General features: G+C 71.3%; 27 protein-coding genes. 11 read left to right on the forward strand and 16 right to left on the reverse strand.

Translation table 11 applies throughout. The annotated features are described in order from the left end of the window. Window positions 1-46 precede the first annotated feature (46 nt). A complete protein-coding gene (locus tag ACTMTI_RS43540; protein WP_441126687.1) occupies window positions 47-2,065 on the forward strand; it encodes a hydantoinase/oxoprolinase family protein in 2,019 nt (672 codons plus the stop codon). After that, window positions 2,062-3,759: a hydantoinase B/oxoprolinase family protein gene (locus ACTMTI_RS43545; RefSeq protein ID WP_441126688.1), complete on the forward strand. Its 1,698-nt coding sequence runs from the start codon at window positions 2,062-2,064 to the stop codon at window positions 3,757-3,759. Before ACTMTI_RS43540 ends, ACTMTI_RS43545 begins: the two co-directional genes overlap by 4 nt. On the opposite strand, the gene ACTMTI_RS43550 is transcribed toward ACTMTI_RS43545, so the two are convergent. The 10 genes from ACTMTI_RS43550 to ACTMTI_RS43595 all read right to left on the reverse strand — a co-directional run bounded on the left by ACTMTI_RS43550 (window position 3,717) and on the right by ACTMTI_RS43595 (window position 12,761). Further along, on the reverse strand, window positions 3,717-4,286 hold the full coding sequence (locus ACTMTI_RS43550; protein ID WP_441126689.1) for a Uma2 family endonuclease: 570 nt from the start codon (window positions 4,284-4,286) through the stop codon (window positions 3,717-3,719). The genes ACTMTI_RS43545 and ACTMTI_RS43550 overlap by 43 nt on opposite strands. Window positions 4,287-4,330: 44 nt before the next feature. Beyond that, window positions 4,331-4,972 carry an adenosylcobinamide amidohydrolase gene (locus ACTMTI_RS43555; RefSeq protein WP_441126690.1) on the reverse strand — a complete coding sequence of 214 codons (642 nt, stop codon included), beginning with the start codon at window positions 4,970-4,972 and terminating at the stop codon, window positions 4,331-4,333. After that, complete coding sequence (locus ACTMTI_RS43560) at window positions 4,969-5,742, reverse strand: ABC transporter ATP-binding protein (RefSeq protein WP_441126691.1); 774 nt, start codon at window positions 5,740-5,742, stop codon at window positions 4,969-4,971. Before ACTMTI_RS43560 ends, ACTMTI_RS43555 begins: the two co-directional genes overlap by 4 nt. Beyond that, entirely contained in the window at window positions 5,739-6,773 is a 1,035-nt protein-coding gene (locus tag ACTMTI_RS43565) for a FecCD family ABC transporter permease (RefSeq protein ID WP_441126692.1), read from the reverse strand. Before ACTMTI_RS43565 ends, ACTMTI_RS43560 begins: the two co-directional genes overlap by 4 nt. Before the next feature lie 2 nt (window positions 6,774-6,775). After that, window positions 6,776-7,726 (reverse strand): ABC transporter substrate-binding protein, encoded by a 951-nt coding sequence (locus tag ACTMTI_RS43570; RefSeq protein ID WP_441126693.1) that lies wholly within the window; start codon window positions 7,724-7,726, stop codon window positions 6,776-6,778. A 199-nt stretch (window positions 7,727-7,925) separates the two neighbouring features. Further along, complete coding sequence (locus ACTMTI_RS43575) at window positions 7,926-8,783, reverse strand: Gfo/Idh/MocA family protein (protein ID WP_441126694.1); 858 nt, start codon at window positions 8,781-8,783, stop codon at window positions 7,926-7,928. Window positions 8,784-9,053: 270 nt separating this feature from the next. After that, window positions 9,054-9,857: an SDR family NAD(P)-dependent oxidoreductase gene (locus ACTMTI_RS43580; protein ID WP_441126695.1), complete on the reverse strand. Its 804-nt coding sequence runs from the start codon at window positions 9,855-9,857 to the stop codon at window positions 9,054-9,056. After that, window positions 9,854-11,056 carry a cytochrome P450 gene (locus ACTMTI_RS43585; RefSeq protein ID WP_441126696.1) on the reverse strand — a complete coding sequence of 401 codons (1,203 nt, stop codon included), beginning with the start codon at window positions 11,054-11,056 and terminating at the stop codon, window positions 9,854-9,856. The genes ACTMTI_RS43580 and ACTMTI_RS43585 overlap by 4 nt, the downstream gene beginning before the upstream one ends. Further along, window positions 11,053-12,009 carry a phosphotriesterase family protein gene (locus tag ACTMTI_RS43590; RefSeq protein ID WP_441126697.1) on the reverse strand — a complete coding sequence of 319 codons (957 nt, stop codon included), beginning with the start codon at window positions 12,007-12,009 and terminating at the stop codon, window positions 11,053-11,055. The genes ACTMTI_RS43585 and ACTMTI_RS43590 overlap by 4 nt, the downstream gene beginning before the upstream one ends. After that, window positions 11,994-12,761 (reverse strand): phytanoyl-CoA dioxygenase family protein, encoded by a 768-nt coding sequence (locus tag ACTMTI_RS43595; RefSeq protein ID WP_441126698.1) that lies wholly within the window; start codon window positions 12,759-12,761, stop codon window positions 11,994-11,996. Before ACTMTI_RS43595 ends, ACTMTI_RS43590 begins: the two co-directional genes overlap by 16 nt. A 98-nt stretch (window positions 12,762-12,859) precedes the next feature. Here ACTMTI_RS43595 and ACTMTI_RS43600 point away from each other — a divergent pair, with 98 nt between their 5' ends. Continuing rightward, window positions 12,860-13,516: a hypothetical protein gene (locus tag ACTMTI_RS43600; RefSeq protein WP_441126699.1), complete on the forward strand. Its 657-nt coding sequence runs from the start codon at window positions 12,860-12,862 to the stop codon at window positions 13,514-13,516. A gap of 214 nt (window positions 13,517-13,730) precedes the next feature. Here the strand turns inward: ACTMTI_RS43600 and ACTMTI_RS43605 are convergent, their stop codons facing one another. Both ACTMTI_RS43605 and ACTMTI_RS43610 read right to left on the reverse strand, forming a co-directional pair. Beyond that, window positions 13,731-16,169, reverse strand: a complete 2,439-nt coding sequence (locus ACTMTI_RS43605) for a helicase-associated domain-containing protein (RefSeq protein ID WP_441126700.1) — start codon at window positions 16,167-16,169, stop codon at window positions 13,731-13,733. Between the two features lie 78 nt (window positions 16,170-16,247). Next, entirely contained in the window at window positions 16,248-16,742 is a 495-nt protein-coding gene (locus tag ACTMTI_RS43610) for an ATP-binding protein (RefSeq protein WP_441126701.1), read from the reverse strand. A 275-nt stretch (window positions 16,743-17,017) separates the two neighbouring features. On the opposite strand from ACTMTI_RS43610, the gene ACTMTI_RS43615 reads away from it, so the two are divergent. From ACTMTI_RS43615 to ACTMTI_RS43630, 4 genes are all read left to right on the forward strand, one after another. Beyond that, window positions 17,018-17,839, forward strand: a complete 822-nt coding sequence (locus ACTMTI_RS43615; RefSeq protein ID WP_441126832.1) for a helix-turn-helix domain-containing protein — start codon at window positions 17,018-17,020, stop codon at window positions 17,837-17,839. Then, window positions 17,840-18,076, forward strand: a complete 237-nt coding sequence (locus tag ACTMTI_RS43620) for a DUF397 domain-containing protein (protein ID WP_043632079.1) — start codon at window positions 17,840-17,842, stop codon at window positions 18,074-18,076. An 87-nt stretch (window positions 18,077-18,163) separates the two neighbouring features. Then, complete coding sequence (locus ACTMTI_RS43625) at window positions 18,164-18,421, forward strand: hypothetical protein (protein ID WP_138670670.1); 258 nt, start codon at window positions 18,164-18,166, stop codon at window positions 18,419-18,421. Between the two features lie 43 nt (window positions 18,422-18,464). Then, window positions 18,465-19,223, forward strand: coding sequence for a hypothetical protein (locus ACTMTI_RS43630; RefSeq protein ID WP_441126702.1), 759 nt, complete (start codon window positions 18,465-18,467; stop codon window positions 19,221-19,223). An 88-nt stretch (window positions 19,224-19,311) separates the two neighbouring features. Here ACTMTI_RS43630 and ACTMTI_RS43635 read toward each other — a convergent pair whose 3' ends face one another. Then, window positions 19,312-19,896, reverse strand: a complete 585-nt coding sequence (locus ACTMTI_RS43635; protein ID WP_441126703.1) for a histidine phosphatase family protein — start codon at window positions 19,894-19,896, stop codon at window positions 19,312-19,314. A gap of 59 nt (window positions 19,897-19,955) precedes the next feature. Between ACTMTI_RS43635 and ACTMTI_RS43640 the strand changes: the two genes are divergently transcribed. After that, window positions 19,956-20,924, forward strand: a complete 969-nt coding sequence (locus tag ACTMTI_RS43640) for a zinc-binding dehydrogenase (protein WP_441126704.1) — start codon at window positions 19,956-19,958, stop codon at window positions 20,922-20,924. Here the strand turns inward: ACTMTI_RS43640 and ACTMTI_RS43645 are convergent. Both ACTMTI_RS43645 and ACTMTI_RS43650 read right to left on the reverse strand, forming a co-directional pair. Beyond that, window positions 20,908-21,819, reverse strand: coding sequence for a TIGR03621 family F420-dependent LLM class oxidoreductase (locus ACTMTI_RS43645; protein WP_441126705.1), 912 nt, complete (start codon window positions 21,817-21,819; stop codon window positions 20,908-20,910). The two genes, ACTMTI_RS43640 and ACTMTI_RS43645, sit on opposite strands and share 17 nt — an antisense overlap. Before the next feature lie 98 nt (window positions 21,820-21,917). Further along, window positions 21,918-22,928 (reverse strand): ABC transporter substrate-binding protein, encoded by a 1,011-nt coding sequence (locus tag ACTMTI_RS43650; RefSeq protein WP_441126706.1) that lies wholly within the window; start codon window positions 22,926-22,928, stop codon window positions 21,918-21,920. A gap of 85 nt (window positions 22,929-23,013) precedes the next feature. Between ACTMTI_RS43650 and ACTMTI_RS43655 the strand changes: the two genes are divergently transcribed. The 3 genes from ACTMTI_RS43655 to ACTMTI_RS43665 are packed head-to-tail and all read left to right on the forward strand — an operon-like array spanning window position 23,014 to window position 25,945. Next, window positions 23,014-24,099: a FecCD family ABC transporter permease gene (locus tag ACTMTI_RS43655; protein WP_441126707.1), complete on the forward strand. Its 1,086-nt coding sequence runs from the start codon at window positions 23,014-23,016 to the stop codon at window positions 24,097-24,099. Further along, window positions 24,096-25,103 carry a FecCD family ABC transporter permease gene (locus tag ACTMTI_RS43660; RefSeq protein ID WP_441126708.1) on the forward strand — a complete coding sequence of 336 codons (1,008 nt, stop codon included), beginning with the start codon at window positions 24,096-24,098 and terminating at the stop codon, window positions 25,101-25,103. The genes ACTMTI_RS43655 and ACTMTI_RS43660 overlap by 4 nt, the downstream gene beginning before the upstream one ends. Then, window positions 25,103-25,945 (forward strand): ABC transporter ATP-binding protein, encoded by an 843-nt coding sequence (locus ACTMTI_RS43665; protein WP_441126709.1) that lies wholly within the window; start codon window positions 25,103-25,105, stop codon window positions 25,943-25,945. Before ACTMTI_RS43660 ends, ACTMTI_RS43665 begins: the two co-directional genes overlap by 1 nt. On the opposite strand, the gene ACTMTI_RS43670 is transcribed toward ACTMTI_RS43665, so the two are convergent. After that, complete coding sequence (locus ACTMTI_RS43670; RefSeq protein WP_441126710.1) at window positions 25,899-26,288, reverse strand: PPOX class F420-dependent oxidoreductase; 390 nt, start codon at window positions 26,286-26,288, stop codon at window positions 25,899-25,901. The genes ACTMTI_RS43665 and ACTMTI_RS43670 overlap by 47 nt on opposite strands. Between the last annotated feature and the right edge of the window lie 29 nt (window positions 26,289-26,317).

A 26,317-nucleotide genomic window follows, 5' to 3' on the forward strand; every position in this document is an offset into this window, starting at 1 on the left:
GATGGTCACGTAGACAAGCGCTTGCTAGGTGGCTTAACGTACCTGAGTGGCCTACGCGATCGGCGTCGATGTCGGCGGGACCTTCACCGACGTGGTCCTTCGCGGGACGTCCGGAGCGATTTGCGTGGCCAAATGTCTGAGCACCCACTACGACCCCATCGCGGGAATCGTCGCCGGCGTTACACGCGTGCTCGCAGGCCGCGACCCCACCCAGGTCACGCGGGTGGTGCACGCCACCACGCTGGCCACCAACGCGGTGCTCGAGCGCAAGGGGGTGCGCGTCGCGTACGTCACGACCCAGGGCTTCCGCGCGGCCATCCCGCTCGGCCGCTACGCCCGCGTCGAGGAGGACCGCTACGACCTCCGCTTCTCACCGCCCCCTCCCCCGGTGGCGCCGGGCGACTGCTTCGAGGTGACGGAGCGGATCTCGGCGCGCGGCGAGGTGCTGACGCCACTGGACCCCGATTCCGTACGCCGGGTCGCCGCGGAGATCGCCCGGCGCGGCATCGCGTCGGCGGCCGTGTGCCTGCTGCACGCGTACGCCAATCCGGCACATGAGCGGCAGGCGGCCGCCATCCTCCGGGAGTCCGTCCCGAATGTGGTGGCCTCATCGGAGGTGTGGCCGGAGATTCGCGAATACGAGCGCGCCACCACCACCATCATGTCCGCATATATCGGCCCATTGATGGCTTCTTACCTTTCGCGGCTGCAGGAGCGGCTGGCCGAGATCGGCATCCGCGCGCCCGTCCACGTCATGGAATCGAGCGGCGGCGTGATCTCCGCCGAGCTGGCCGCCCGGCGGGCGGTGGCCACGATCGAGTCGGGTCCGGCGGCGGGCGTGCTGGCGGCGGCGGGGACCGGGTTCGCGAACGTGATCTCGTTCGACATGGGCGGCACCACCGCCAAGGCCTGCGTGGTACGCGGGGGGCGGCCGGAGATCACCCACGAGTTCCACGTGGGCGGCAAGGGCAGCTTCGGCGGGCGGCGGGCGGGCACCGGGGTCCCGATCAAGACCCCGGCCATCGACCTGGCGGAGGTGGGGGCGGGCGGCGGCAGCGTGGCCTGGCTGGACCCGGCGGGCGCGCTGCGCGTAGGCCCGCACTCGGCAGGATCCTCCCCCGGTCCCGCCTGTTACGGCCTGGGCGGCTCCGAGCCGACGGTCACGGACGCGAACCTGGTGCTCGGCTACCTGTCCTCGGCCTCGATCCCGCTGACGCCGTCGCTGGCGGACAAGGCCCTGGACCGGCTGGCGGGGCCGCTGGGGGTGTCGAGGGAGGCGGCCGCGTACGCCGTGCACGAGATCGTGAGCGCGTCGATGGCGTCCGCGGTGCACGTGGTGACGGTGCAGCGCGGGATCGACCCGCGCGGCTTCGCCCTGGTGGCCTTCGGCGGGGCGGGGCCGATGCACGCGGCCAGGGTGGCGGAGCGGTTCGGGATCTCGACGGTGGTGGTGCCGGCGCACTGCGGGGTGGCGTCGGCGGCGGGCCTGCTGGCCGGGTCCCTTTCAACGGACCGGGTGCTGTCCCGGCTGGACGTCTCCGACCCGGAGGCGATCTTCACGTCGCTGGCTGCGGAGGCCGCCGCCGACCTGGGCGTCTCGCTCACGGATCCGGAGGTGCGGGTGCTGCGCTCGGTGGACGTCCGCTTCAAGGGCCAGTCCCACGACCTGACCGTCGACTGGTCGCCGTCGCGTGAGGTGCTCGCGTCCCGTTTCTCCCAGAAGTACGCGCAGGCGTACGGCATCGCGCAGCGGGGCGAGATCGAGCTGGTCAGCTACCGCATCCGCCTCACCACCCCCGCCGGCGCCTCCCCCGGCCCGATTCACGCGATTCCAGCCCCGGAGCCCGGCGATCAGCATCCGCAACCCACCTCCAGACAGGCGTACTTCCCGGAGCTGGGCGGCTACGCCGGCGTCCCCGTGCACACCAGGGACACCATGGACGGCCCCCTCCACGGCCCCGCCATCATCGAGGACGCCGAGTCCACGATCGTCGTCCCGCCCGCCTGGACCGCCGCCCTCGCCGAGACGCGAGCCGTGCACCTGACGCGCGGGAGCACGCCATGACGGATCCGCTGACCGCCGAGGTCCTCAGGAACGCGCTGGTCGTGGCCGCGGAGGAGGCCAGCATCGTGGTGGTGCGCTCGGCGTACTCGACGTTCATCGTCGAGGGCTCCGACGCCTCGGCCGCCGTCCTCGACGCCCGCGGCCGCCTGATCGCCCAGTCCACGGCCACCACGCTCATGAACAGCATGGCGCTCAAAGTCGCGCTCCCGGAGCTGGTCAAGGACTTCCCCTTGGAGACGATGCGCCCGGGCGAGGTGTACGTGCTCAACGACGCCTACCGGGGCGGCGTGCACACCAACGACCTGCTCGTCTACCGGCCGGTCTTCGTCGCGGGAGCCCCGGCGTACTTCACCGCCACCATGATCCATGTCTCCGACCTCGGCGGCCTCTCGGCCGGTGGGATGGCGCCGCTGGCCACGGACATCTTCCTGGAGGGCCTGCAGCTCCCGCCGGTCCGCCTGGCGACCGCGGACGGGATCGACCCGGCCATGGAGGCCATCCTGCGGGCCAACAGCCGCACCCCGGACAAGGTCATGGGCGATGTACGGGCTCTCGTGGCCGGCACGGCGGTGGCCGCCGCCCGACTGGAGGCGCTGATCGGCGAGTACGGAGAGCAGGGCCTGGCGGCGGGCGTCGACGACTATCTGGACTACACGGAGGCCAGGACGCGGGCCTCGCTGGCGGAGCTGCCGGAGGGCCGGTTCGCGGCGGCGTACCCATTCGACGACGACGGAATGAATCCCGAAAAGTCCCACCTCATCCGCGTCGCCGTCACCCTGGACGCCGACCACGCCGTGCTCGACTTCGCCGGCACGGACCCGCAGGTCCCCGCGGCCATCAACGCCTCGGCCTCGCAGTCCCTGGCCGCGGCCGTCTTCGCGGTCCGCTGCTTCCTGGACCCCACGATTGCGATGAACGACGGGTGCCTGCGCGCCATCGAGGTTCACCTGCCCGAGGGCTCCCTGCTCAACGCCCGCTCCCCTTACCCGTGCGGCGGCCGGTACGTCCCGATCTACGCGGCCATGGAGGCCGTCTTCCAGGCCCTGTCCGACGCGGTGCCCGAACGGGCGATCGCGGCGAGCGGGATCCTGCAGCCGTTCTCGATCGCCGCGGTGGGCGCGCCGTACTGGATCCACCTCTCCTACGATTTCGGCGGCGTCGGCGCCCGCCAAGGGCTGGACGGCCCGGACGCGACCGGCGTGCATTTCGGCATCGGCCGCAACTCGGTGCCGCAGGCGGAGCCGGTGGAGAGCCGCTGCCCGCTGATCGTCGAGTCGATCGAGACGATCCCGGACTCGGGCGGGCCTGGGCGCTTCCGCGGCGGGCTGGGCTCGCGGACGGTCTACCGCTTCCTGGCCGACTGCCACGTCACCACCCGCGGCGACCGGCTGCGCCTGGCACCCCCGGGCCGCGACGGCGGGCTACCGGGACGGCTGGGCGGCTTCTTCAAGCGCCACCTGGACGGGACGGTGGAACGGCTGGCGTCCAAGGTCAACAACGTGCGGTTCGCGGCCGGTGAGGCGTTCATCGTGGAGACCACGGGAGGGGGCGGCCTCGGCCCGCTGGGCGAACGGGACCCGGCGGCGGTGCTGGCCGACTTGGATGCGGGCCGCGTCACGGTGCGCGGCGCGGCAGAGGACTATGGGGTCGATCAGTCGTCGATCAGGTCGGCAGGGTCGAAGCTGATGGAGTAAGGCGCCGACAAGGTGACCGTGATCCCGGCCTCGTAGGCGGTTGGCGGGTCATAGGTATCGCCGTTCAACTCATAGACGTAGAGCGTCGGTTTTTCGCCGGGCTCGATCCGCCAGTAGAGGGGGATGCCGGCCGCCGCGTAGGAGTAGACCTTCAGCCCTTTGTCGCGCCCTTCGGTGTTCGGACTGACCACTTCCGCGACGAGGCGGACATGGCCGGGAGACAGCATGAGCTCGACCGAAGTGACCGCCTCGGCAGGCACGACAACAACGTCGGGGATGTAGCAGTCCTGCTCGCTCGCCCGCACGTAGACGCTCATGAGCGGTTCGAGATCACGAGGCGCGGCGTCGTCGAGTATGCGCATCGTTTGGCCGATGGCGCCCTGATGCCGGATGGTGGGCAGAGGGCTGATCAAGAGGCTTCCGTTGAAGAGCTCGTAGCGATTTCCGTCGTCAGGAAACATGAGCAGGTCGTCAGCCGTATACGGCGGCCGTCCGGGGAGAACGATCGGCCCAGCAAGCGAGATCATGTGTCAATCATCGGGGAAATCGCACGTGACGTCTGGAGATTGCGTCACTTCAAGTCACGAGATCGCCACGCTTCGGCGCCGCTCCGGACCGCCGCGTGCACCGCCCGCGCCACCCGAGCCCCCCACTCCGACCGCGGCCCCCCGAACAACTCCTCCGGCCCGTCAACCGGCACAGCCACGCACACGGCGTCCGAAGCCGTTCCCGTGCAGGGGAAGCCCGCCTCGATCAACGCCTGCGACTTCGCCTCGGTGACCGTCATCACGGCGTTGACCAGGGCCGCGTCCGTCATCGCCACCGGCACCACCGTCACGATGTTGATGGTGCCCACCCGCATCGGGGCCAGCTCCGGATCCTCGAAACCCTCCGGCGCGGCGGCCCAGGTCGGCACCCGCAGCCCCACGGTGGCGAAGGCTTCCACGCCGCCATCCGCGGCCCGCACATACCGGTCGACCGACGCGGCCGTCATCATCCCGACCCCATCCCCGCCACCCGGTCCCAGCGACACGAGATGATCGACCGGGTCCATCCGCGAATAACCGGCCACCACCTGCGCGTTCAGCACCCACTCCCGTAACCCGATGCCGCCGCCCAGCATCGCGGAGGAGATCATCCGCCACCCCGGCCCGAACTCCCACAGCAGCGCCCCCAGCCGCGCCCCGTCCTCCACCCGGTACGTGAGCTTCACGATCCTCCCCTGACCAGGTGCACGACGGGCCGCCCGTCCGGCCCCGGCTCGATCTTGACATGGGCGTCGAAGTGCCTCCCGACCAATTCCTCGGTCAGCACCTGGGAGGGCTCTCCGGAGGCGACCGCGCGCCCGCCGGCCAGCAGCAGCAGCGCGTCGGCGTACAGGCCGGCCACCGTCAGGTCGTGCAGCGTGGTGACGACGGTGAGCCCGTCGGCCCGCCTGAGCCGGTCCACAAGTTCGAGGACCTGCTGCTGGTGCCCGAGGTCGAGCGCGGTCGTCGGCTCGTCGAGCAGCAGCACGGGGGCCTGCTGGGCGAGCGCCCTGGCCAGCACCACCCGCTGCCGCTCCCCGCCGGACAGTTCGCCCACGTGGCGCGTGGCGAGGGCGGTCAAATCCAGCCGCTCCAGCACGGACGCGGTCACCTCGCGGTCGTGGCCGCTCTCGCGTCCTAAATACGGGATGTACGGCGTGCGCCCCAGCAGCGCGTAGTCGAAGACCGTCATCTCGGGCGGCAGGGCGGGCGCCTGCGGCGCGTACGCCAGCAGCCTGGCCCGCTCGCGCGGCTTCAGCCCGGCGGCGGCCCTGGAGTCCACGGTGACCTCTCCCGCGTGCGCGACCAGCCCCATGACGGCCTTGAGCAGGGTGGACTTGCCGGCCCCGTTGGGCCCGATGATCGCCAGCCACTCGCCCCTGCGTACCCGCAGGTCCACGTCGGAGACGACCTCGCGGCCGCCGAGCCGGACGGAAAGGCCCTTGGTGCCGATCACGTGACCACCCGCCTGGTCACGCGCAGGATCCCCACGAAGAACGGCGCCCCCACGAACATGGTCACCACGCCGATCGGCAGCTCGGCGGGCGCGAGGACGGTGCGGGCGATGAGGTCGGCGAGCACCAGGAAGGCGGCGCCGCCGATCAGCGACAGCGGCAGCACGATCCGGTACGAGCCGCCGGCCAGCCGCCTGACCACGTGCGGGATGACGATGCCGACGAACCCGATCAGCCCGCTCACCGCCACGGCCGCCGCGGTGGCCAGCGAGGCCGCCAGCAGCACGGTGAACCGCACCCAGGCCGCCCGGACGCCCAGGCTGGTGGCCTCCTCGTCGCCGACGGAGAGCACGTCGAGCATCCGCCCGTGCAGCAGGAGCAGCACGGTGGAGACGGCGGCGTACGGCAGCACCAGCCAGAGCTGCTCCCACCCGCCGCCGACGTCGCCGAGGATCCACGAGTAGATGCGCTGCAGCTCCTCGACCTTGAACTGCTGGATGAACGTCTGGATCGCGGTCAGGAACGACGTGACCGCCACCCCGGCCAGCACCAGCGTGGCGGTGGAGCCCGCACGCCCGGCGGTGTTGCCGAGCGTGTAGGCCAGGAACACCCCGCCCACGGCCCCCAGGAAGGCCGCGACCGGGATGCTCGCGGCCATCGAGGGCAGCGCCACGATGGCCACGGTGGTGGCGAGCCCGGCGCCGGCGGCGGCGCCCAGCAGGTACGGATCCGCGAGCGGGTTGCGGAAGACGCCCTGGTAGCCGGCCCCTGCCATGGCCAGCAGCCCCCCGACGACGGCGGCGAGCAGCACCCGGGGCAGGCGCAGCTCGTACAGCAGGCCCTGCTCGACGGGCGCGAGGCCGGAGTCGACGTGGACGAGCGGCAGCCAGTCCACCACCTGGAGCACCACCTGCCAGGGCGAGATGTCGGCGGCCCCGTCGAGCATTCCGGCGATCATGGAGACGGCCAGCACGCCCAGGGCGCAAGCCACCCAGAGGGGTCTGGCCCTGGACGGGCCGGCCTTCGTCGCCACGGTCAGCTCGCGCCGGCCTTGGTCACGGCGGCGCCGATGGTCTCGGCGAGCTGTACGACGCGCGGCCCCCAGCGGGAGGCGATGTCGTCGTCGAGCAGGATCACCCGGTCGTCCTTGATGGCCGACAGGTCCTTCCAGCCCGGCCGCTTGGCCAGGGTGTCCTTGTTCTGCTGGCAGCATTTGACGTCCGCCAGGAAGATCAGGTCCGGGTCCGCCTGGGCCACGAACTCGGCCGACAGCTTGGGATAGCCGCCCGCCGCGTCGGGTGCCTTGTCGGCGATGTTGGTGAGGCCGAACAAGCCGTAGATCTGGCCGATGAACGTCTGCGACGTCGCCGCGTACGGCGTCTGGTCGAGCTCGTGGTAGTAGGTGAGCTTCTTGTCCTTGGGCGCCGCGGCGGCCAGCTTGTCCATGGCCGCCTTCATCCCGGAGACGACCTCTTCGGCCTTGGCCTTGTTGCCGGTGGCCGCGCCCAGCTCGGTGATCTCCTCGTACGCCTCGTCGAGCTTGGTGGCGGCGGGCTCCAGCAGGACGGGCACGTTGAGCTTGCCCAGCTCGGCGACGACCTTGTCGAGGTCGTCGGAGACGATGACCAGGTCGGGCTTCTTGGCGACGATGGCCTCGACGTTCGGCTTGAAGCCGGACAGGTCCGTCTTGGGGGCCTCGGGCGGGTAGTTCGAGTTGTCGTCGACCGCGACGACCTGGGGGCCCGCGCCGATGGCGAAGAGCGTCTCGGTGTGGGTGGCCGAGAGCGAGACGATCCGCTCCGGCTTCTTGGTGATGGTGACCTTGCCGTTGGCCGCCTCGATGGAGACGGGGAAACCCTCGGCGGTGGAGGTGGCGGGGGCGGGGGCGGTGGTTTCAGGGGTGGCTGTGGTGCCGGTCTGGCCGCATCCGGCGAGAACGAGCGTTCCCAGCAGCGCGCCCGCGAAGGCCGTGCGTACGGGCCTCACGAGTAGTCCTTTCACACTGTCGGAACCGAGAGACCCGCGATGAGCGACGGATCACCCTTTTCCACGAGGGTTGATGGCGTCAGCGCAGCGGCAGGCGACCTGGCTATGACAGTTGCGGGACAGCGCCGGACTCGCACCGGACTTCGCTGCAGCACTGCGCGTCGGACACACGCTATCAATCCCCCAGATGCCCGCCATGTCAAGGGGCGAGCTGGGACTCCGCCTCGGCGATGATCCGCTGCAGTCTGAGCCCGTGGGCGGCGTCGAGGGGGTGGCCGCCGCCGTTCCGCACGGTCCTGGCGAACTCCTCGGCGACGGTCTCCAGGGGGTCGTCGTCGAAGTGCGGGAGGAGGGCGCTGCCGGTGCGGCCGTACACGGCGAACGAGGCCGGCGGCAGATCGCCGGCGGCGGTCATGCACAGGGACGCCTCGCTGACCGCGCCGCCCTCGTGCTCCAGCAGCAGGCCGGTCCAGCCGAGCGAATGGCCGTGCGCGCGCACGCCGGTCACCGGGCCCAGGGCGGCGTCCAGCAGGTCGATCACGTGCGGGCCGACGTCGAGCAGCGCGCCGCGTTCGAGCCGCCAGGGGGTGGCGAAGGGGTGGTCGCCGAGGAGGGCGCCGGAGATGTTCGCGGCGTGGCCGCCGAACGGCTCGATCTCGCCGCATCGGGCCAGGAACGCACGGGTCTGGGCGGCGTATCGGAGGGTGAGCAGCATCTGGGAGGCCACGCCGGTCTCCGCCACTGTCTCGGCGAGGCGTCGGGCGCTGTCCAGGGAGTCGCCCAGGGGTTTCTCCAGCAGCAGCGCTTTGCCCGCGCGGGCGGCCCGGACGCCGAGCTCGGCCTGCACGGCGGGCGGCACGCAGAACGCGACCGCCTCGCAGGCGTCGAACAGCTCCTCGATCCGCTCGTACACGGGGGCGCCGAGCTGCGCGGCGGCCTCGGGACGCCGGGCCCACACCCCGGCCAGCCGCGTGTGCGGGCCTTCGGCGAGCATCGGCGCGTGTGCCATCCGCGCCCACGGTCCCGCCCCGACCAGCCCGACCGCCACCGGTTCCATGTAACTCCCCTTTCATACCAAGATCTTTTCAGCATTGCCGCCGTTCAGCCTTTACCGCGAGTAAGAGGCAACGGTGAACTTCGAAACGGGGATTCAGTGCGAAAAGTCTTGTTAGCGCGTTTTGGCGAGCTTAGTGCTCGCGACCTCGGCGGCGGGAGTCGCCCGTCTCCGTCAGGGCGGCCGAGGAGCGTCCCGTGTCGGTGACCGGCCGGCCGCTGCACTGCTCAGGCACGATGGGCGGGCGCCCCGCGCGGTGCCCGCCCATCGGCGTCAGTGGGCCGCACGCCACTCGTGGATGGCGTGCTGCGGGCGGTGGGCGAGGGTGCCCGAGTCGATGACCAGCGTCTGACCGGTGATGCAGCGGGCCTCGCCGGAGGCCAGGAAGCACACCAGGTCGGCGACGTCCTCCGGGGTGCAGGGCCAGGGCAGGAGGCGCTCGGCGGCCTTTTCGGCGAGCTGGCCGGGGGTCAGCGCCCGCTGCGCGGCCGCGGTGAGGACGAGGGCGGGCGCGACGGCGTTGCAGCGGATGCCGCGGGCGCCGTACCTGGTGGCGACGTGGCGGGCGAAGCCCATCAGGGCCGACTTGGAGGCGCCGTACGCGGCGTGGAGCGTGTCGCCGACCAGCGCGGACACCGAGGACATGAGGACGATGGCGCCGCCGTCGGGCATGGCCGGGATCGCGTGCTTGACCATGAGCATGGCGCCGCGCAGGTTGACCTCCATGGTGCGGTCCCAGACCGCCACGTCGAGCGTTTCCAGCTCCCGGTCGCGACCGTACACGGCGGGGCCGAGCGCGGCGGCGTTGGCGTGCAGGACGTCCACCCGGCCGAAGGAGGCCACCAGGGCGGCCACCGCCTCCTCCACCTGCTTCTCGTCGGAGACGTCGCAAGTGAGCGCCAGGGCCGTGCCGCCACGGGCGCGGATGGCGGCGGCGGTGGCCTTCGCGCCCGCCGTGTGGATGTCGAGCACTCCCACGCAGGCCCCCTCGGCGGCCAGGCGGGCCGCGCAGGCCGCGCCGATGCCCGAGCCCGCGCCCGTCACCAGCGCCACGCGCCCGTCGAAGCGACCGCTCACCAGGCCACCCGCAGGGACGTCAGGCCGCGGCCGACGATCGACCTGCGGTAGGCGATCGGCTGATCGGGGACCAGCCGGAGCCGCGGCAGGCGGCGGCCGAGCACGTCGAGCGCGGTGCGCAGTTGCAGGCGGCCGAGCGCCGCGCCTACGCAGAAGTGGATCCCGTAGCCGAAGACCAGGTGCTCGGCGGCGTTCGGCCGGTCGATCCAGAAGCGTTCCGGGTCGGGGAAGACGCTCTCGTCATGGGCGGCGGAGTCGGTGGACAGCAGGACGAGGGCGCCTGCCGGGATCGTCACGCCGTGCAGCGGCACGTCCGTGGCCGCGTACCGGAAGGAGCCCAGCGAGGCGCCGTCGATGCGCATGCACTCCTCGGCGGCGTTCGCGACCAGCGCGGGCGGCACCGGCCAGGCGTCCTCCTTCAGCAGCCGCAGGACGGTGTTGCCGAGCTGGTTGGGGACGGTGTCGTTACCGCCGAGCAGGATCGTGGAGATCAGCTCGACCACCTCCCGGTGGGTCAGCTCCTCACCGATCAGCGAGGTCATCAGGGAGGTGAAGTCGTCCTGCGGGTCCTTGGCCCGGGCGGCCACCAGCCGGTCCACGTAGTCGAGGTAGGTCAGGAAGCTGCCGGCGAGCTCGAGCTGGCGCTGCGGTGGCTGCGGCGACAGGAAGAGCTGGAACCAGTCCTTGACGTGCCTCTGCACGAACGCCTCGTCGGACTCGGGCACGCCGATGAAGCGGGCGGTCAGCTTGATCGACGGCTCGTGCCCGAGGTCGGCGACGAAGTCGGCCTCGCCGCAGGGCGCGATCCGGTCGAGGAGGTCCTCGTTGAGCCGCCTGAAGGTGTCCTCCATGGCCGCGACCGCGCGCGGCGTGAACGCCCGCGACACCGACCGGCGCAGGCGGGTGTGGTCGGGCGGGTCCACGTTCGCCACGAAGCTGGACAGGAACGAGCCGTGCTCACCAAGCTTCTCCCTCGTCGCCGCGGTCAGGCTGCGGGAGATCGTCAGCGAGCCCTCGGAGGAGAAGCGCCGTGGGTCGCCGTACGCCGCCCGCACGTCGGCGTACCTGGTCAGGACGTACGCCTGGAGGTGCTCGCTCCAGAACACCGGCGACTGGCCGCGCAGCCGGGCGAGGAACGGGTACGGGGCGGCGACGTGCCAGTCCGAGCCGACGTCGAAGTCCTCGATGTCATCGTTCATCCGAAGATCCTCCGGGGGTTGTCGACGAGCATCTGGTGGAGCTGGTCGTCCGTGACGCCCCTCTTGCGCAGCTCGGGCACGACGTCACGGGAGATGTGGAGGAGGTGGTAGTTGGGGTGGCGCTGCCGTACGACGTCGGCGTCGAACCGGTCGTTGAAGCAGTACGAGTCGTGACCGAACACCATTTTTCCGGCATGCCCGCGCTCGCACATCGCGGCCACCATCGACACCCGCCGCTCGAACGGGCTGATCGTCTCGATGCCGAAGCGGTCCATGCCCAGGTAGGAGCCGTTCGCGACCAGTTCCTCCAGGTAGGCGACGTCGTCGGAGTCTCCGGCGTGCCCGATCACGACCCGGCTGAGGTCGACGCCGTACGAGCCGAGCAGGCGCTGCTGCTCGAGACCGCCCTTGGAGGCGCTGTGCGAATGCGTGGTGATCGGCGCGCCGGTCTCCAGATGCGCCTCCGCGACCGCCCGGAACACCCGCTCGCACCCCTTCGTCATGCCGAGGTGGTCGGAGGCGCACTTGAGCATGGCGGCCTTGACGCCGGTCCGCCCGATGCCCTCGGCGATGTCCCGGACGAAGAACTCCGCCAGCCTGTCGGGCCCGCCGAACAGCGATCCCGGACCCCGGTTGGCGAAGTACGGCGGCAGCGCGTCGTAGGTGTAGAGGCCGGTGGCGACCACGATGTTGACGCCGGTCAGCTCGGCCACCCGCTGCACCGACGGGATGTGGCGGCCGAGCCCGACCACGGTCAGGTCCACGATCGTGTCGATGCCCTCGGCCTTCAGCGCGTCGAGCTTGCCCGCCGCCTCACGGGCCCGCGTTTCCAGGTCCCACTGCTCGGGGATGTCCGGCCAGTTCCACAGGATCTCCGGGCTCAGCCCGAAAACGTGCTCGTGCATGAGCGTCGCCCCGAGGTCCGCGACCGGGCCCTTCACGGTTTCAGGCACGGGAACCTCTCGTGCTCGAACGGCCGGTTGACCTGCAGCCCGAGCCCGTCGGTCTGCTGGTACGGCAGCCCGGTGTAGAGGGCGTCGGCGTCGAAGTAGGTGACGGTGAACGACAGCCGCGGGCGGTCGCGGCGGTTGGCGGGCGCGCCGTGCACGGTCAGCGCGTGGTGCACGGTCGCGTCCCCGGCCTTGAGGTCGAGCGGCGGCGACAGCTCCAGCTCCTTGAGCCACGGGTGCTGGCTGAGCTGGTCGTCACCGGGCCGCGTGAAGCTGCGCCCGAGCAGGCCGTGGCGATGCGAGCCGTCGTAGAACCTGAGCGCCCCCATGTCGGCGGGCGCGTCGGCGAGCGCCAGCCACACGGTCAGCATGGCCGAGCGGTCCATCGGCATCCAGGGGAAGTCCTGGTGGAACTCGGTGGCGCCGTGCTCGCCCGGCTCCTTGACCAGGAGGTTGGTGACCTGCACGCGTACCGCGCGGACGCCGCGCAGCAGCCGTACGGCGTTGCGGCCCATCTGCGGGTGCGAGGCCAGCGCGCCGAACATCTCGTCGCTCGCCGCGATGTCCCTCGACTGCCCGAACGCCGCGTCGACCAGTGTCTGTTTGTCCTTCGCCCGGCTGTCCAGATGGCCGGTGGCCCGCTCGCGCAGCGCCGCCGCGGTGCCGGGGTCGATCAGCCTGCCGAGCCGCACCCAGCCGTGCTCATGGAAGAACGCCACCTCGTCATCGCTCACCTGGCGTACCGGGATCTCCATGTCCCCAGTCTGGCACCTAAAGCAAGCGCTTGGTAAGCCCCCGGAATTGAGTAGCCCCTACTCATGCGCCCGCGACGCCCGCGCCCGACCCTCGGAGCATGACCACAGTTCAGACGCCCCCCGCCACCGCCGGCTTCACCCGGTACGCGATGATCACATGTGCGGTGGTCTCGCCGCTCACCCTCGCCCTGTCGCTGCTGCTCGCCCCGTTCAACGTCACGGCCGAAGGCGAGCCGTACATCCGCGGTCTGATCGCCAACCTCGACGCCTATGCCCTCTGGAGCTGGATCTTCGTCCTGAGCATGGCCACGCTCATCCCCGCGATCTTCGCGGTGAGCAAGGTGGCCCGCTCGGGCCGGCCCGCGCTGGGCCTCGTGGGCATGATCCTGGCCTTCATCATGGCCCTGCCGACCAGCGTGAACACCGACGACGTGATCTACGCGGCCACCAAGGCCGGCCTCGACGTGCCCGCCACGAACCGGCTGGTCACGGAGCTGAGCGAAGGGGTGCCGACGGCGGCGCTCGGGTTCACGTTCTTCCTGAGCCTGCTGGGCTTCGTCCTGCTGGGGATCGCCGCGCTGAGCAGCGCCGCGCCCAAGTGGGCGGCGATCGCCATGATCGTGGCGCCGTTCCTCATCCCGATCGCCTGGTTCGGCCAGCTCGGCAACATCGCGGCGGGCGCCGCCTGGATCGTCTTCGCCGCCGCCGCGGGCGGCATCGCCCTCGCCTTGCCCGCCGGCCCTCAGCGCACCTGACCAGAAAGCCAGGCGGGCCCGGCGTCGCTGCTGCGGACACCGTCCGGCACCTTCGCCGCCGCGGCGGGATCCGCCTTTGGCAAGCGCGACGACGCGAGTGCGACCGCCGCCACCAGCGCGCCCTTCTTCGAGCACCTGCTCGATGAAGTGGCGGATGCCGGCGCGCTCGGCGTCGATGTCATCTGACACAGGATCGCTTTGCTGATCAGAGACGCTAAAAAGCTCCCCTGACCTCGACGATCTCCACGAGGGGGAACTCCAGGTAGTCGCCGGCCTCCTCGCACCAGGCGTCCAGCACGGCGCCCTTGAGCTCGCCATGGCTGATCGTGGCGGTCAGCCCGTCGGCCAGCGTGATGCCGGCCCGCACCCCCCGGTCGACCACGAAGCCCAGCAGTGACTGCTGCGCCGTCGGCAGCCTGGTGGCCATCCTGCCGATGATCGCCCACGTCCGGCCGTTGGTCGCGGCCTCGGCCCGGCTGGCGGTGACCAGCCGGCGGGCGTGCTCGCGCGGGTCGGGCGCCGGCTCGGCCAGCAGGTGGGGCGGCGCCGCGAGCTCGGCGAGATCGGGCACCTCCGCCAGCTCGGCGACCTGGCCGCCGGGCAGCAGGATCAGCTTGCCGTTGCTGGGCTGCTCGCCCGGGGAGAGCTCCGCGGCCCTGGCCCGGTGGATGGTGATCTGGCCGGTGTCGGAGACGGGCACCGGCGAGTAGCCGGCCTCGCGCAGCGCGGACAGCGTGCGCTCGGCCCCGGCCGGGCTCACCAGCACCGTGGGGGCGAGCAGGCGCAGGCCCAGCCTGCCGAGCCGGCGGTGCGCGGCGATCTCGGCGAGCAGCGCCGGGTCGCCGGCCTGGATGACGCAGCCGACCGTGGTGACCGTCACCTCGCCGTGCCTGCGCGCGGTGTCGCGTACGAGGTATTCGAGCGGCTGGGGGATGGCGCCCACCCCGGCGAGCTCGTCGAGCAGATCGCCGGCGTCGTGGCCGCGGTCGAGCGCGCGGCGCACGCTCTCGGCGGTGAAGCGCCACACCGAGGCGGCGCCCCGCGATTCCCGGTCGGCGACGCGGTCGAGCAGCGCCGCCAGCTCCGCCGACGGCGGCCCCGTCACGACGGCGGTCAGGTCGGGCCCGAACAGCGCGCTCCTGCGCACGCTCGCCAGCGCCCTCGTGGACGCCTCGACCAGCACGGGGTCGTGCTCGACCTGGGGCACGGCGTCGTCGTTCTCGTCGCCGGGGCAGGCGGAGAGCCCTGCCAGCGCCCGGCCGAGGTCGGTGAGCGCGTCGTTGGCCAGCAGCCCGAGCAGTGTGGCCTCGTCGAGCACCGCGGGCGCGCAGTCCAGCAGCAGTTGCCGGTCGATCAGCGGCGCGTGCCAGTGGATGTTTTGGATGAGGCTGTCGCGGTCGGCGAACGCCGTGCCGGCCGGCAGGTGGGCCAGCACCGACAGCACCGACCGCCGTACCCGGGCCACGGCGCTGCCGGCCGGGTCGTCGCCGAGCACGGTGCCGTACTTGCCGTCGATCTTGCGGAGGGAGGAGCGCTCCATGCGCCACCACGCCGACAGCAGCACCCGCAGCCGGGCCGCGCTCTCGTCGAGGCGCCACCGGTCGAAGCGCTCGGTGGGGATCAGGCCGCCCGACGGCTCGTCCCAGGCCAGCAGCCTGGCCACCGCGCAGATCTCCAGCAGCAGCCGCGTCTCGTCCTCGTCGCAGCCGGTCTCCTTGGCGACCCTGCGGATCTCGCGTACGCCGACGCCGCCGGTCTTGAGCAGCGGCAGCGGTGTCTTGGACGCGTTGTCGAGCAGGGCCGCGCACCGCTCGACCACGTGCGGCGCGGCCAGCGTCATCAGGTGGTCGACCTCCTCGGGGTCGACCGGGATCGTGGCCACCTCGGGGGCCACGGGCTGGAAAGGGGGGTGGTAGCCGGGGCCGCGCAGGCAGATCGCCACCTCGCGGGGGATCTCCGCCACGTGCCAGCTCGGGCGGAAGAGCAGGCCGTGGTCGGCGCACCACTTCTCCGGCGTGCCGTGGGTGACGAACCTGCCGCCGTCGACGGGCAGCGCGGGTCCCTCCCAGGAGAACCGGTCCAGCAGCGCCACGGTGCCGTCGGGGGCGCTCCGCAGCAGCGCCTTGACGCGGTCGGCGGCGCCGAGCACCTCGGTGACGCGGGTGACCATGCGGCGTTTGTTGCCCTGGGCGGGCAGGCCGAGGTTGCGGGCGAGCGCGCGCAGGGCGTCGTGGCTGATCGTCCAGGAGTTGAGGTAGTGGCCGAGCGGCTCGCCCAGGCCCAGTGGGGCGGCCCACCAGCGCGCGACGCCCTCGGCGAGATGGATCACGCCGTCGTCGCCCGGCCAGGCCAGTGCGTGCTCGTAGAGGTGCTCAAGCCATGGCGTCACGTCGTCGGCCGGCACACCGGCGAAAGCGGCCAGCCGCTCGGCCGTGGGGCCGCTCAGGGCGAGCGCCGCCTCGGCCAGCTGCAGGCAGGGCAGCGGCAGCCGCTGCAGCGTCTCCATCACGGCGAAACCGTTGCCCAGCCGCTGGGCGAGCGTGTCGAGCCGGCGCGGCCAGGGCGCGGCGATGGCGTCGGGCCTGTTGGCCAGGATGCGGGCAAGCCGGTCTTCGTCTAGTGTTCGCAGCCAGCCGAGCAGGTGATCTTCCATCTGTCAGCACTCTCATGGGGTCGCGCGCGGGACTCACCGTGAGCCATGAGCATCCACGGTAGTGCAGATCACCCCCGGTCAGGAGAGGACTGCCCAGACGATCTTTCCCTGGGGTGCGAGTGCGGACCAGCCCCAGCGGAGACTGAGCGACTCGACGATGTGGAGTCCGAGGCCGCCGGTGTCAAGGGGGCCAGGGTATCGCAGGACCGGGACCGATGCCCCTGGATCGGTGAACGCGCTGGCGACGAGAGAACCCCGGCGTACGAGGGACATGTGGACCGGGCAGTCGCGGCCCGGCTCGGACAGATGCAGGCCATGGCGCAGCGCGTTGGTCGCCAGCTCGGAGACCACCAGCTCCATGTTCTCGATCAGCTCGGGGAGACCCCAGCCCGTCAGGGCGCCGGTGGTGAAGCTGCGGGCGGAGTGGACTGAGGCCGGAGTGGGCGGGAGCACGAACGTGGCGCTCGCGGAAGGTCCGGGGGCCAGCAGGTCGCCGGCAGCCTCCGGCCACCAGCCGATCGGGGGCCACCAATCGAACGTGGTCCACTGGCTGGGCGCCGTGATGGATTGCACTAGATCATTCTGCGGCAAAATCTCGTGCACTTGCAAGGGCGAATGCACGTGCAGACAACCCGTGCAAGCGCTACCGTTGCCCTCAATCGGTCATATGGGGGAAAGGGGATCTTGCTCGCGGCCCATGATCTTTCGGCCGTGAAGTGACAGACTAGGTGCAGACCTCGCTATCTGCGGTGGCCCGTCGAACCGGCCCGCCGTGTCGCAAGGAAACGACCAAGGAGCAGTACGTGTCCATTGATCCGCCCGGTTCCGCTTCGACCGTCCGGCGCATCATGCTGGGTGCGAGCCTCAGGCGCCTGCGTGAGGCGAGCGGACTCGACCGGGCCCAGGCCGGATTCCATATCCGGGCGTCCGAGTCCAAGATCAGTCGCATGGAGCTCGGCCGCGTCGGCTTCAAGACACGTGACGTGGAAGACCTGCTCACCCTGTACGGCGTCGTCGACGATGCCGAGCGCCGCGCTCTACTGGAGATGGTTCGCGAGGCCAACACCCCCGGGTGGTGGCACAAGTACTCCGCCGAGTTGCCCTCGTGGTTCACGACCTATGTGGGCCTGGAGGAGGCCGCCAGCGTGATCCGCACCTATGAGGTGCAATTCGTGCCAGGCCTGCTGCAGACGGCCTCGTACGCGCGATCGGTCTTCCAGCTGGGCAATCCCGATGCGAGTCCGGACAAAATCGAACGCCGCGTGCACATGCGCATGCAGCGGCAGGAGCGTTTCACCCAGAAGGACGGACCCCGGCTGTGGGCCGTCATCGACGAGGCGGCGCTCATGCGGACCATCGGTGGGCGGCAGGTCATGTGCGAGCAGCTCCAGCATCTGCTGGAGGTCGCTGCCCTTCCCAACATCACCCTCCAGGTGATGCCCTTCAGGTACGGCAAGCACGCCGCTGAAGGGGGCGCGTTCAGCATCTTGCGGTTTCCCGAGTCCGATTTGTCGGACGTTGTCTACGTCGAGCAGCTATGGGGTGCCCTGTACCTGGACAAGCGTGAGGACGTCGACCCGTACCTCACCGCCATGGAGCAGTTGTGCGTGGAGAGCACCACGCCAGGGGGCACCGTCGAGCTCATCGGCGGTCTTCTCAGAAAGATGTAGATGAATCAGACCTACAACGGCATGCCCGCGGCCGATCTGACGCAGGTCGCGTGGCGCAAGAGCCGCTACAGCAACTCGCAGGGCAACTGCGTTGAGCTCGCGGAGCTTCCCGACGGGGGGATCGCGGTGCGTAACTCGCGCTTCCCCGACGGCCCTGCCCTCATCTATACCCGCGACGAGATCCGGGCTCTGGTGCTCGGGGTGAAGGACGGAGAGTTCGACGGCCTGCTCGTGTAACAGCGTGTTTACCTCCGGCGCGCCCGCTTAACGGTGGCGCGCCGGAGGCGTAACCGCCCGGCCTCCTCCTACGGCCATGATCAGCTCATGCTCGACCAGATGACCCTGTATCCGATCGCCGACGACGTGCTGTTCGCGCCGGGCGGCAAGGTCGTGATCCGCACTTATGGCGTGGCGCCCGCGACCACGGGCGCCTCCGTCTCCTACCGGACGTGGGTGACCGGCATCCGGGACCAGCCGCGTTACTGGCACTGGGGCCACTTCGAGGATGCGACCTCGGGGCACCGCAGGGTCCTCGAGTGGCTCACCGGCCGGGGGCCGCAACCTTCCCAAGCGCTCGCTTGATCGCTATCCTCATGCCAAGCAACCGCTTGGTAGAGGAGGCGTGGTGCGGCGCGCGATCCACCTGCTCGAAGAGGTCGACTTCAGGCCGATGAACTCCAAGCGGCCGCTGGAGTACCTCACGTGGCTGACCCGATACAAACGTGAGGACGAGACCCGCACCGCGCCCTCGCTCACCTCCGGCATGTCCATCAGGTCCCGCGAGATCGATCTCGTCGGCGCCTTCTACGCGGTCGGCATCACCGGCCATCCGCAGTTCAAGGCCGTCACGCTCTGGGACTGCCACGGCGGCTGGGACGGCGGCTGGCGGCAGATGATGGAGATCTATCAGGGGGTGGACCAGCGCCTGTTCCTGTCCGACATCGACGACGTGCGCTTCTCCGCGTTCTCCCGCCCACTGGGCGCCGCGCCGGGCTGCCCGCCGCTGGCCGAGGCGCCCGCCGCCGAGCTCTACCTCTTCGAAAGCGCCCGGGTGCGCCCCGGGTCCGCGCTCGACTACCTGGCGGCCGTCCGCGCCGAGCGGGCACCGCTGCTCGCCGAGCACGGCCACACCCTGGTCGGCCTGTACGAGGTGCTGTTCTGCGACACCGAGGCGGTCACCGTCTGGGCCGTCTCCCTCGACGACCACCTGGCCACGCAGCGCGCCCGCGACGCCGCCCTCGGCCTCGACGACGAGGTGGCGCCCGATTCCCGGCTGCTGGACTGGGGGAAACGGGCCCGCGACTATCTCGAAGGCCCGTGGCGTGAGACGCTGCTGGCACCCTTCCCCGGGTGCCGCCTGGCGCCGGGAGCCGCGCCGGGTTAGCGGAGCCGCCGCCCACACTGCACGCGGCGCTGCTGTCCATGGCGCGCCGCCACCGACAGCGCCACGGCTTCGGCGCTGCGGTCCAGGGTCAGCTGATGGGGGCGTTCCAGGTCGTGAGCACCGGCTCGGCGTGCTCGAAGCCGAGCCGCGAGTAGGTGCCCGTGTCGAGCTTCAGCAGCCGGCCCTCCTCCGGCCCCAGGCCCAGCCAGCGGGCGGCCAGGACGCGCAGGAAGTGCCCGTGCGCCACCAGCGCCACCCGGCCGTCGGCCTCCTTGGCCCGCGCGATCACGCGGTCGGCGCGGGCGGCCACCTCGGCGGCGCTCTCGCCAGGGTGCTCGGCGTCGCCGGGGATCACGCCGTCGCGCCACAGGTACCAGCCCGGCCGGGTCTCGCGGATCTTCGGCGTGGTGATCCCCTCGTAGCCGCCGTAGTCCCACTCCCACAGGTCGGCGTCCACCTCGTAGCCGCCCAGCCCGGCCAGCTCCGCCGTACGTCGCGCGCGCTGCGCGGGAGAGACCAGCACCAGACCGAACGCCTGCTCCTTGACCAGCGGCGCCAGAGCCCTGGCCTGCTCCTCGCCGTGCTCCGTCAACGGCAGGTCGGTGCGTCCGGTGTGCTTGCCGGCCTTGCTCCACTCGGTCTCACCGTGGCGGAGCAGCAGCATCTCATTCATGGACTCCATCATTCCGGCACAGTTGACCTCAAGCGAGCTTGAGGTAGCAAGGTAGGGCCATGGAAGCGATCAGACTGCACGCCTATGGACCCGCTGCGAACCTCCGCCTCGAGACCGTCCCCGATCCGGTGCCCGGGCCGGGAGAGGCGCGCGTGGCCGTGCACGCCGCCGGGGTGCACTTCATCGAGACCCTGCTGCGCCGGGGACAGGCCGTCGGGCCGCACCCCGCGCCGCCGCTGCCCGTCATCCTGGGAGGGGAGGTCGCGGGCGTGGTCGAGTCGGTGGGCGAGGGGGTGCCCGCCGATCTCGTGGGACGCCGGGTGGTGACCTCCGACGTGACCTCGGGCGGGTACGCCTCCCTCGCCGTGGCCGGCGCCGCCACCCTGATCGCGCTACCCGGCCACGTGGACTACGGCGCCGCGGTGGCCATGAGCACGACCGGCGCCACCACGTTCGGGCTGCTGGAGCTCGCGCCGCTGAGCGCGTCCGACGTGGTGCTGGTCACCGCCGCGGCCGGCGGCATCGGGACGCTGCTCGTGCAGTACGCGCGCAGCGCCGGCGCCCGGGTCGTCGGCGCGGCCGGCGGGCCCGCGAAGGTGCGGCGGGCCGAGGAACTCGGGGCGGACCTCGCCGTGGACTACCGCCGGCCCGGCTGGGACAAGATCGTACGGGAGGCGGTCGGCGAGGTGAGCGTGGTCTTCGACGGGGTCGGCGCGGATCTTGGGCGGACGGCGTACGAGCTGCTCGGGCGGGGCGGGCGGCACGTGGTGTTCGGGTCGGCGGCCGGGGAGTGGTTCTTCCCCGGTGAGGAGGAGGCCTCGGCGCGGGGCGTGAGCGTGTACGACGGGATCGGCTACCTGCTCGGCCGCGACGGGGGCATGGGCGACCTGTGCGCCCGGGCCCTGGACGCGCTCGCGAACGGCTCGCTCACGCCGGCCGTCCAGCCGTTCCCTCTGGCCGCGGCCCCGGCGGCGCATGAGGCGCTGGAGAGCAGGAACACCATGGGCAAGGTCATCCTCGTGCCGTAGCCAGCTCCTCGACGACCGGAGCGAAAGCGGGGAGGTCGCGCTCATTGTGCACGACAAAGTACGAAATATCGTGCTGATCTCGCCAATAGCGGAGCTTGTCGACGATGTCGCCTCGCGTACCGAGCAGCACCTGGGGCGTCTCGTCCAGCGACGAGCTGTCGGCCGCGCTCCAGGCCTCCTCCGCCTTCCGCTCGCCCACCTGCACCACACTCGTGCCCAGTTCCAGTGAGCGGCCCGCGGCGGCCGTACGGACATGCCGGAGCTTGCCCAGGAACGCCTCCAGCCCGCCGTCCCGCCCGTCCGGCCCGCTGCCGTCGCCCTTCACCCGCATCCCGATGTTCACGACGTCGGCCTGCTCGGCCGCCAGCCGCAGCACGCGCGGCCCGCCCCCGCCGAGCACCAAGGGCGGATGGGGCCGCTGCACGGGTTTGGGCCGCTGGTCGAGCCCGTCGATCCGGTAGTGCTCACCCTCGAAGCCGAACGGCCCGTCCCCCCAGAGCCCCTTGAGCACGGCGATCGCCTCCCGCAGCCGCCCCACTCGCACCCCCGGAGCCTCCAGCGTCATCCCGGCCCCCGCGTAGTCGCGGGCCATCCACCCGGTCCCGATCCCGACCTCCAGCCGCCCGTCGGACAGCAGGTCGAGCGTGGCCGCCTCCTTGGCCAGCACCGCCGGGTGCCGGAAGTCGTTGGCGAACACCAGCGTGCCCACCCGCAGCCTCTCGGTGGCGCAGGCGGCCGCCGTGAGCGCCGCGATGGGCGCAAACCTGGGCCCGACCAGATGATCGGGCACCAGCAGCACGTCGAACCCGGCCCCTTCGAGCCGCCTGGCCTTCTCGGCCCACGCCTTGCCGGACTCCGCCTCCCGCACCACAGCCCCGAACCTGAACGGCCGCACGACCCCTCCCCGCCATAGCTGAGCAAGCGCTCGGTACAAAATTACCCGTTTTCCCGGCACTTCCCATCGAAGAGTTCCATAGCGATCGCCAAAGATCGCTAACTCAACGAGCGAGCCTTCTTCAGGTTGGTCACCAGCTCCTCGATGAAGGTCGCGTAGCCCTGGTAGCTGAAGGGGACCTCCGCTCGCCACGGGTAGAGCTGGCCCGCCGCGACCGCGGGGAGCTTGGCGAAGGTGGGCTTCTTCATCATCTCCTCGGGCTTGAGCGACTGCGTGCGGGTGTCGTAGAGGATCACGTCGGCGTCGTAGGTGTCGGCGTTCTCCCAGCTCAGCGTCTGGAAGAAGCCGCCCTCGTCGACCTTGGACGGCGTGACGACGTCCAGTCCCGCCTGGGTGAGGTGCACGATGTCGGGATACTCGGGCGGGTTGACCACCCACATCGCGTCGGGGCCGCCGGACATCATGAGGATCTTGAGGTCCTTGAACTGGGCGAGCTCCTTGGTGGCGGCCTCCATGCGGGCCTTGGCCTCGGCCACGCCCGGCATCTCCGCGCCGAGGGACGTGGCCAGTTCCTCGAACTTGCCGATCACCTCGGTGGCGCTGCGGCCGGGCAGCATGATGCCGGCGGTCGGGGCGACCTGCTCGATGGTGTCCTTGGACTTCTCGGGGACGTACCAGAGGGTGCCCTTGATGTACATGCTGCTGACCAGGAGGTCGGGCTGGAGCGCGATGTACTGCTCGACGTTGAACTCGTCCCACACGTTCCCCAGGCCCTGGACCTTGGTGATGTCGACGTTGCCGGCCTGCGGGTCCTTGCTGCCGTCCTTGAGCTTGTGCGGGCCGAACACGCCGACGGGCCGCACGCCGAAGTCCCACAGGGCGGCGGCCGCGCCGACCTGGGCGACGATCCTGGAGGGCCGCTTGGGCAGGTCGATCTTCTTGCCGCGGTCGTCGGTGAACGACCAGCTCTGGGCCGCGGGGGCTGAGGACGGGGCGGGCGTGGCGGAGGTCGCCCCGGTGCCGTCGCCGCAGGCCGCCAGTGTCAGGGCGGCCGCGAGCCCTGCCGTGGCCGACAGGAATCCCCTGCGCGGCAGTACCGGTCCCGACATGTCCATCTCCTAAGGTTAGGCTTACCTTGTTAACAGCCCATTAGATTAGCCTTGCCTAATTTTGACGACGACGAGAGGGGGTTGGGTGCGCCCGGCTGAGGACACGGCCGAGGACACGGCCATCGCCGGACCGGACGCCGTAGCGGCCGATTCCGGGGAGAGGCCGCGGTGGGCGCGTCCCGCGGTGCTGGTGGCCGGACTGGTCGTCGCGCTGGTGGTGCTCGCGCTGATGGCGATGGCGAGCGTGGCGCTGGGCGCGCGGTCCGTGCCGTTCTCCACGGTGATCGACGCCTTCCTGGCCCCGGACGGCTCCAACGACCACACGGTCATCCGGGAGTTGCGCGTGCCGAGGACGCTGCTCGGCCTGGGAGTGGGCGCCACTTTGGGGCTGGCGGGGGCGCTCATGCAGAGCTTGACCCGCAACCCGCTGGCCGACCCCGGGCTGCTGGGCATCAACGAGGGGGCGGCGCTGGGCGTCACGCTGGCGCTGGGCGTGTTCGGGCTCTCGGACCCAGCGGTCTACGTGTGGTTCGCGTTCGGCGGGGCCGCGCTGGCCTCCGTCGTCGTGTACGCGCTGGCCTCATCGGGCCGCTCGGGCTCCAGCCCGGTACGCCTCACGCTGGCCGGCGTCGCGCTCGGCATGGTCGCCACGGCGGTGGCCTCGGCCATCCTGCGTATGGACACCCAGACCTTCGACCGGATGCGTTTCTGGCTGACGGGCTCGCTGGCCGGGCAGACGGCGGACACGCTGACCCGGCTGGCCCCGTTCATGATCGTGGGCCTGGTGCTGGGGCTGCTGCTGGCCAGGCCGCTCAACATGCTGGCGCTCGGCGACGACGCGGGCAAGGCCCTGGGCGTCGCCGTCAACCGCACCAGGATCCTCACCGGGGTGGCCGTCACGTTGCTGTGCGGCGCCGCCACCGCCGCGGCCGGGCCGCTGTGGTTCGTGGGGCTGATCGTGCCGCACGCGGTGCGCGCGCTGGTGGGGCCCGATCAGCGGTGGGTGCTGCCGTACTCGGCGGTGGCCGCGCCGGTGCTGCTGCTGGGGGCCGACGTGGTGGGCCGGCTCATCGCCCGCCCTGGAGAGGTGCAGGTGGGCATCGTGTGGGCGGTCATCGGCGCGCCGATCTTCATCATGCTGGCCCGGCGGAAGCGGGTGGCGGCGCTGTGACCGTTCGTGTCGGCCCTTGGTCCGTACAGCTGGCGCCGCGCGCCCTGCTCGCCGGCTCCGTCCTCCTCCTGATCGCCTGCGCGGTGTCCGTGGCGGCCCTGTCCACAGGCGAGTTCACCGTGCCCGTGCCCGACATCGTGGCCGCGCTCTTCGGCGACGGCACGCCGGTGGCCGAGCTGATCGTGAGCAAGCTCCGGGCCCCAAGGGTGGTGACGGGGCTGCTGGTCGGCGCGGCGTTCGGGACAAGCGGCGCGATCTTCCAGAGCCTGACCAGGAACCCCCTGGGCAGCCCCGACTTCATCGGCTTCACGGCCGGCGCCTCGACCGGCGGCATCATGGCCGTGATCGCGGGCGGCTCGGCCATGACGATCGCCGGGGGCGCGCTGGCCGGGTGCGTGGTCACCGCCGCTCTGGTCTACGGGCTGGCCTTCCGCGGCGGCGTGCAAGGTTACCGGCTGGTCCTGGTCGGCATCGGCGCGAACGCGCTGCTGCTGGCGATGAACTCGTACCTGCTGACCAGGGCCAACATCAACGACGCGGCCACGGCGGGCGCCTGGCTCACCGGCAGCCTCGGCGGGCGCGGCTGGGATCACGCGATCCCGGTCGCGCTGGCGCTGGCCGTGCTGGTGCCCGTGTGCGCGTTCGTGGCGCGGCCGATGCGGATGATCGAGATGGGCGACGACGCGGCCAAGGCCATGGGCATCAGGGTCGAGGCCGTTCGGGCTGTGGCCATCGCGGCGGGCGTGCTGCTGGCCGGCGTGGCCACCGCCGCAGCCGGGCCCGTCGTCTTCGTCGCGCTCGCCGCGCCCCAGCTCGCCCGGCGGGTCACCCGCTCCCCCGGGGTGACGATGGGCGCGTCGGCGCTGATGGGTGCCGTGCTGCTGACGACCGCCGACCTGGCCGCGCAGCGGCTGCTCGCGCCCACGCAACTGCCCGTCGGCGTGCTGACCGCCGCGATCGGCGGCACGTACCTCGCTCTGCTGCTACGAAAGGATCGCCACTGATGGCCGATGTCCGACTGTCCGGCACCAGCCTGACCCTGACCTACGACCAGCGGGTCGTGGTGAGCGACCTCACCGTGGCGATCCCGGACGAGTCCTTCACCGTGATCATCGGCCCGAACGCCTGCGGCAAGTCCACCCTGCTGCGGGCTTTGGCCAGGATGCTCAAGCCCAAGACCGGCGCCGTCCACCTGGACGGGAGCGTCATCACGTCGCTGCCGTCGAAGGAGGTGGCGCGGCGGCTGGGCCTGCTGCCGCAGAGCTCGATCGTGCCGGACGGGATCACCGTGGCGGACCTGGTGGCCCGGGGCCGCTACCCGCACCAGCGGCTCATGCGGCAGTGGTCGCGGGCCGACGAGGCGGCGGTGGCCGAGGCCATGCGCGCCACCGACGTGGCGGAACTGGCCGACCGGATCGTGGACGAGCTGTCCGGCGGTCAGCGGCAGCGGGTGTGGCTGGCCATGGCGCTGGCGCAGGAGACGCCGATCCTGCTGCTCGATGAACCGACGACGTTCCTGGACATCTCCCACCAGATCGAGGTCCTGGACCTCTGCGCCGACCTGCACGAGGCCGGGCGGACCATGGTGGCGGTGCTGCACGACCTGAACCAGGCCTGCAGGTACGCGACCCACCTGATCGTGATGCGGGCCGGGGAGATCGTGGCGGAGGGCGACCCGGCCGAGATCGTCACCCCTGACCTGGTGCGTCAGGTGTTCGACCTGCGCTGCGAGATCATCCCCGATCCGCAGACCGGCACGCCGCTCATCGTCCCCGAGGCCCGCCGCCGCGTGACGGGTCTCACACCTTCCGGCTCGAGCGCTGCCCGTCCAGCCCCCATGAGATGATCTTGCTCGGGGAGATCTTGATGACCTCCCTCGAGAAGAACGGCACGGGCGGCTCGTGGTCCGTCAGGGCCACGGCCGTGCCCCGGATCTCGATGCCCCGCGCCACCCAGGGATCGACCGAGGCCAGGTCGTCCACGACGAACGCGACCGCGCTGCCCTGCTGGATGTTCTTGAACTTCTTCGACTTGCCCAGAGCGTGCCCGCCGATGGTGATCGTGCCGGACTCGGCGTCGACGAAGAAGCCGACGGGGTTGTTCTGCGGTTGCCCGTCCGGCGCCACCGTGGCCAGGCGGCCGAGATGCTGGCCGGCCAGATAGTCCAGTTCTGCCTGCGTGAAGATCATGCCGAACAGTCTGCAACCTTGACGTCGGT

Source organism: Nonomuraea sp. H19 (assembly GCF_052068215.1).
Taxonomy (GTDB): domain Bacteria; phylum Actinomycetota; class Actinomycetes; order Streptosporangiales; family Streptosporangiaceae; genus Nonomuraea.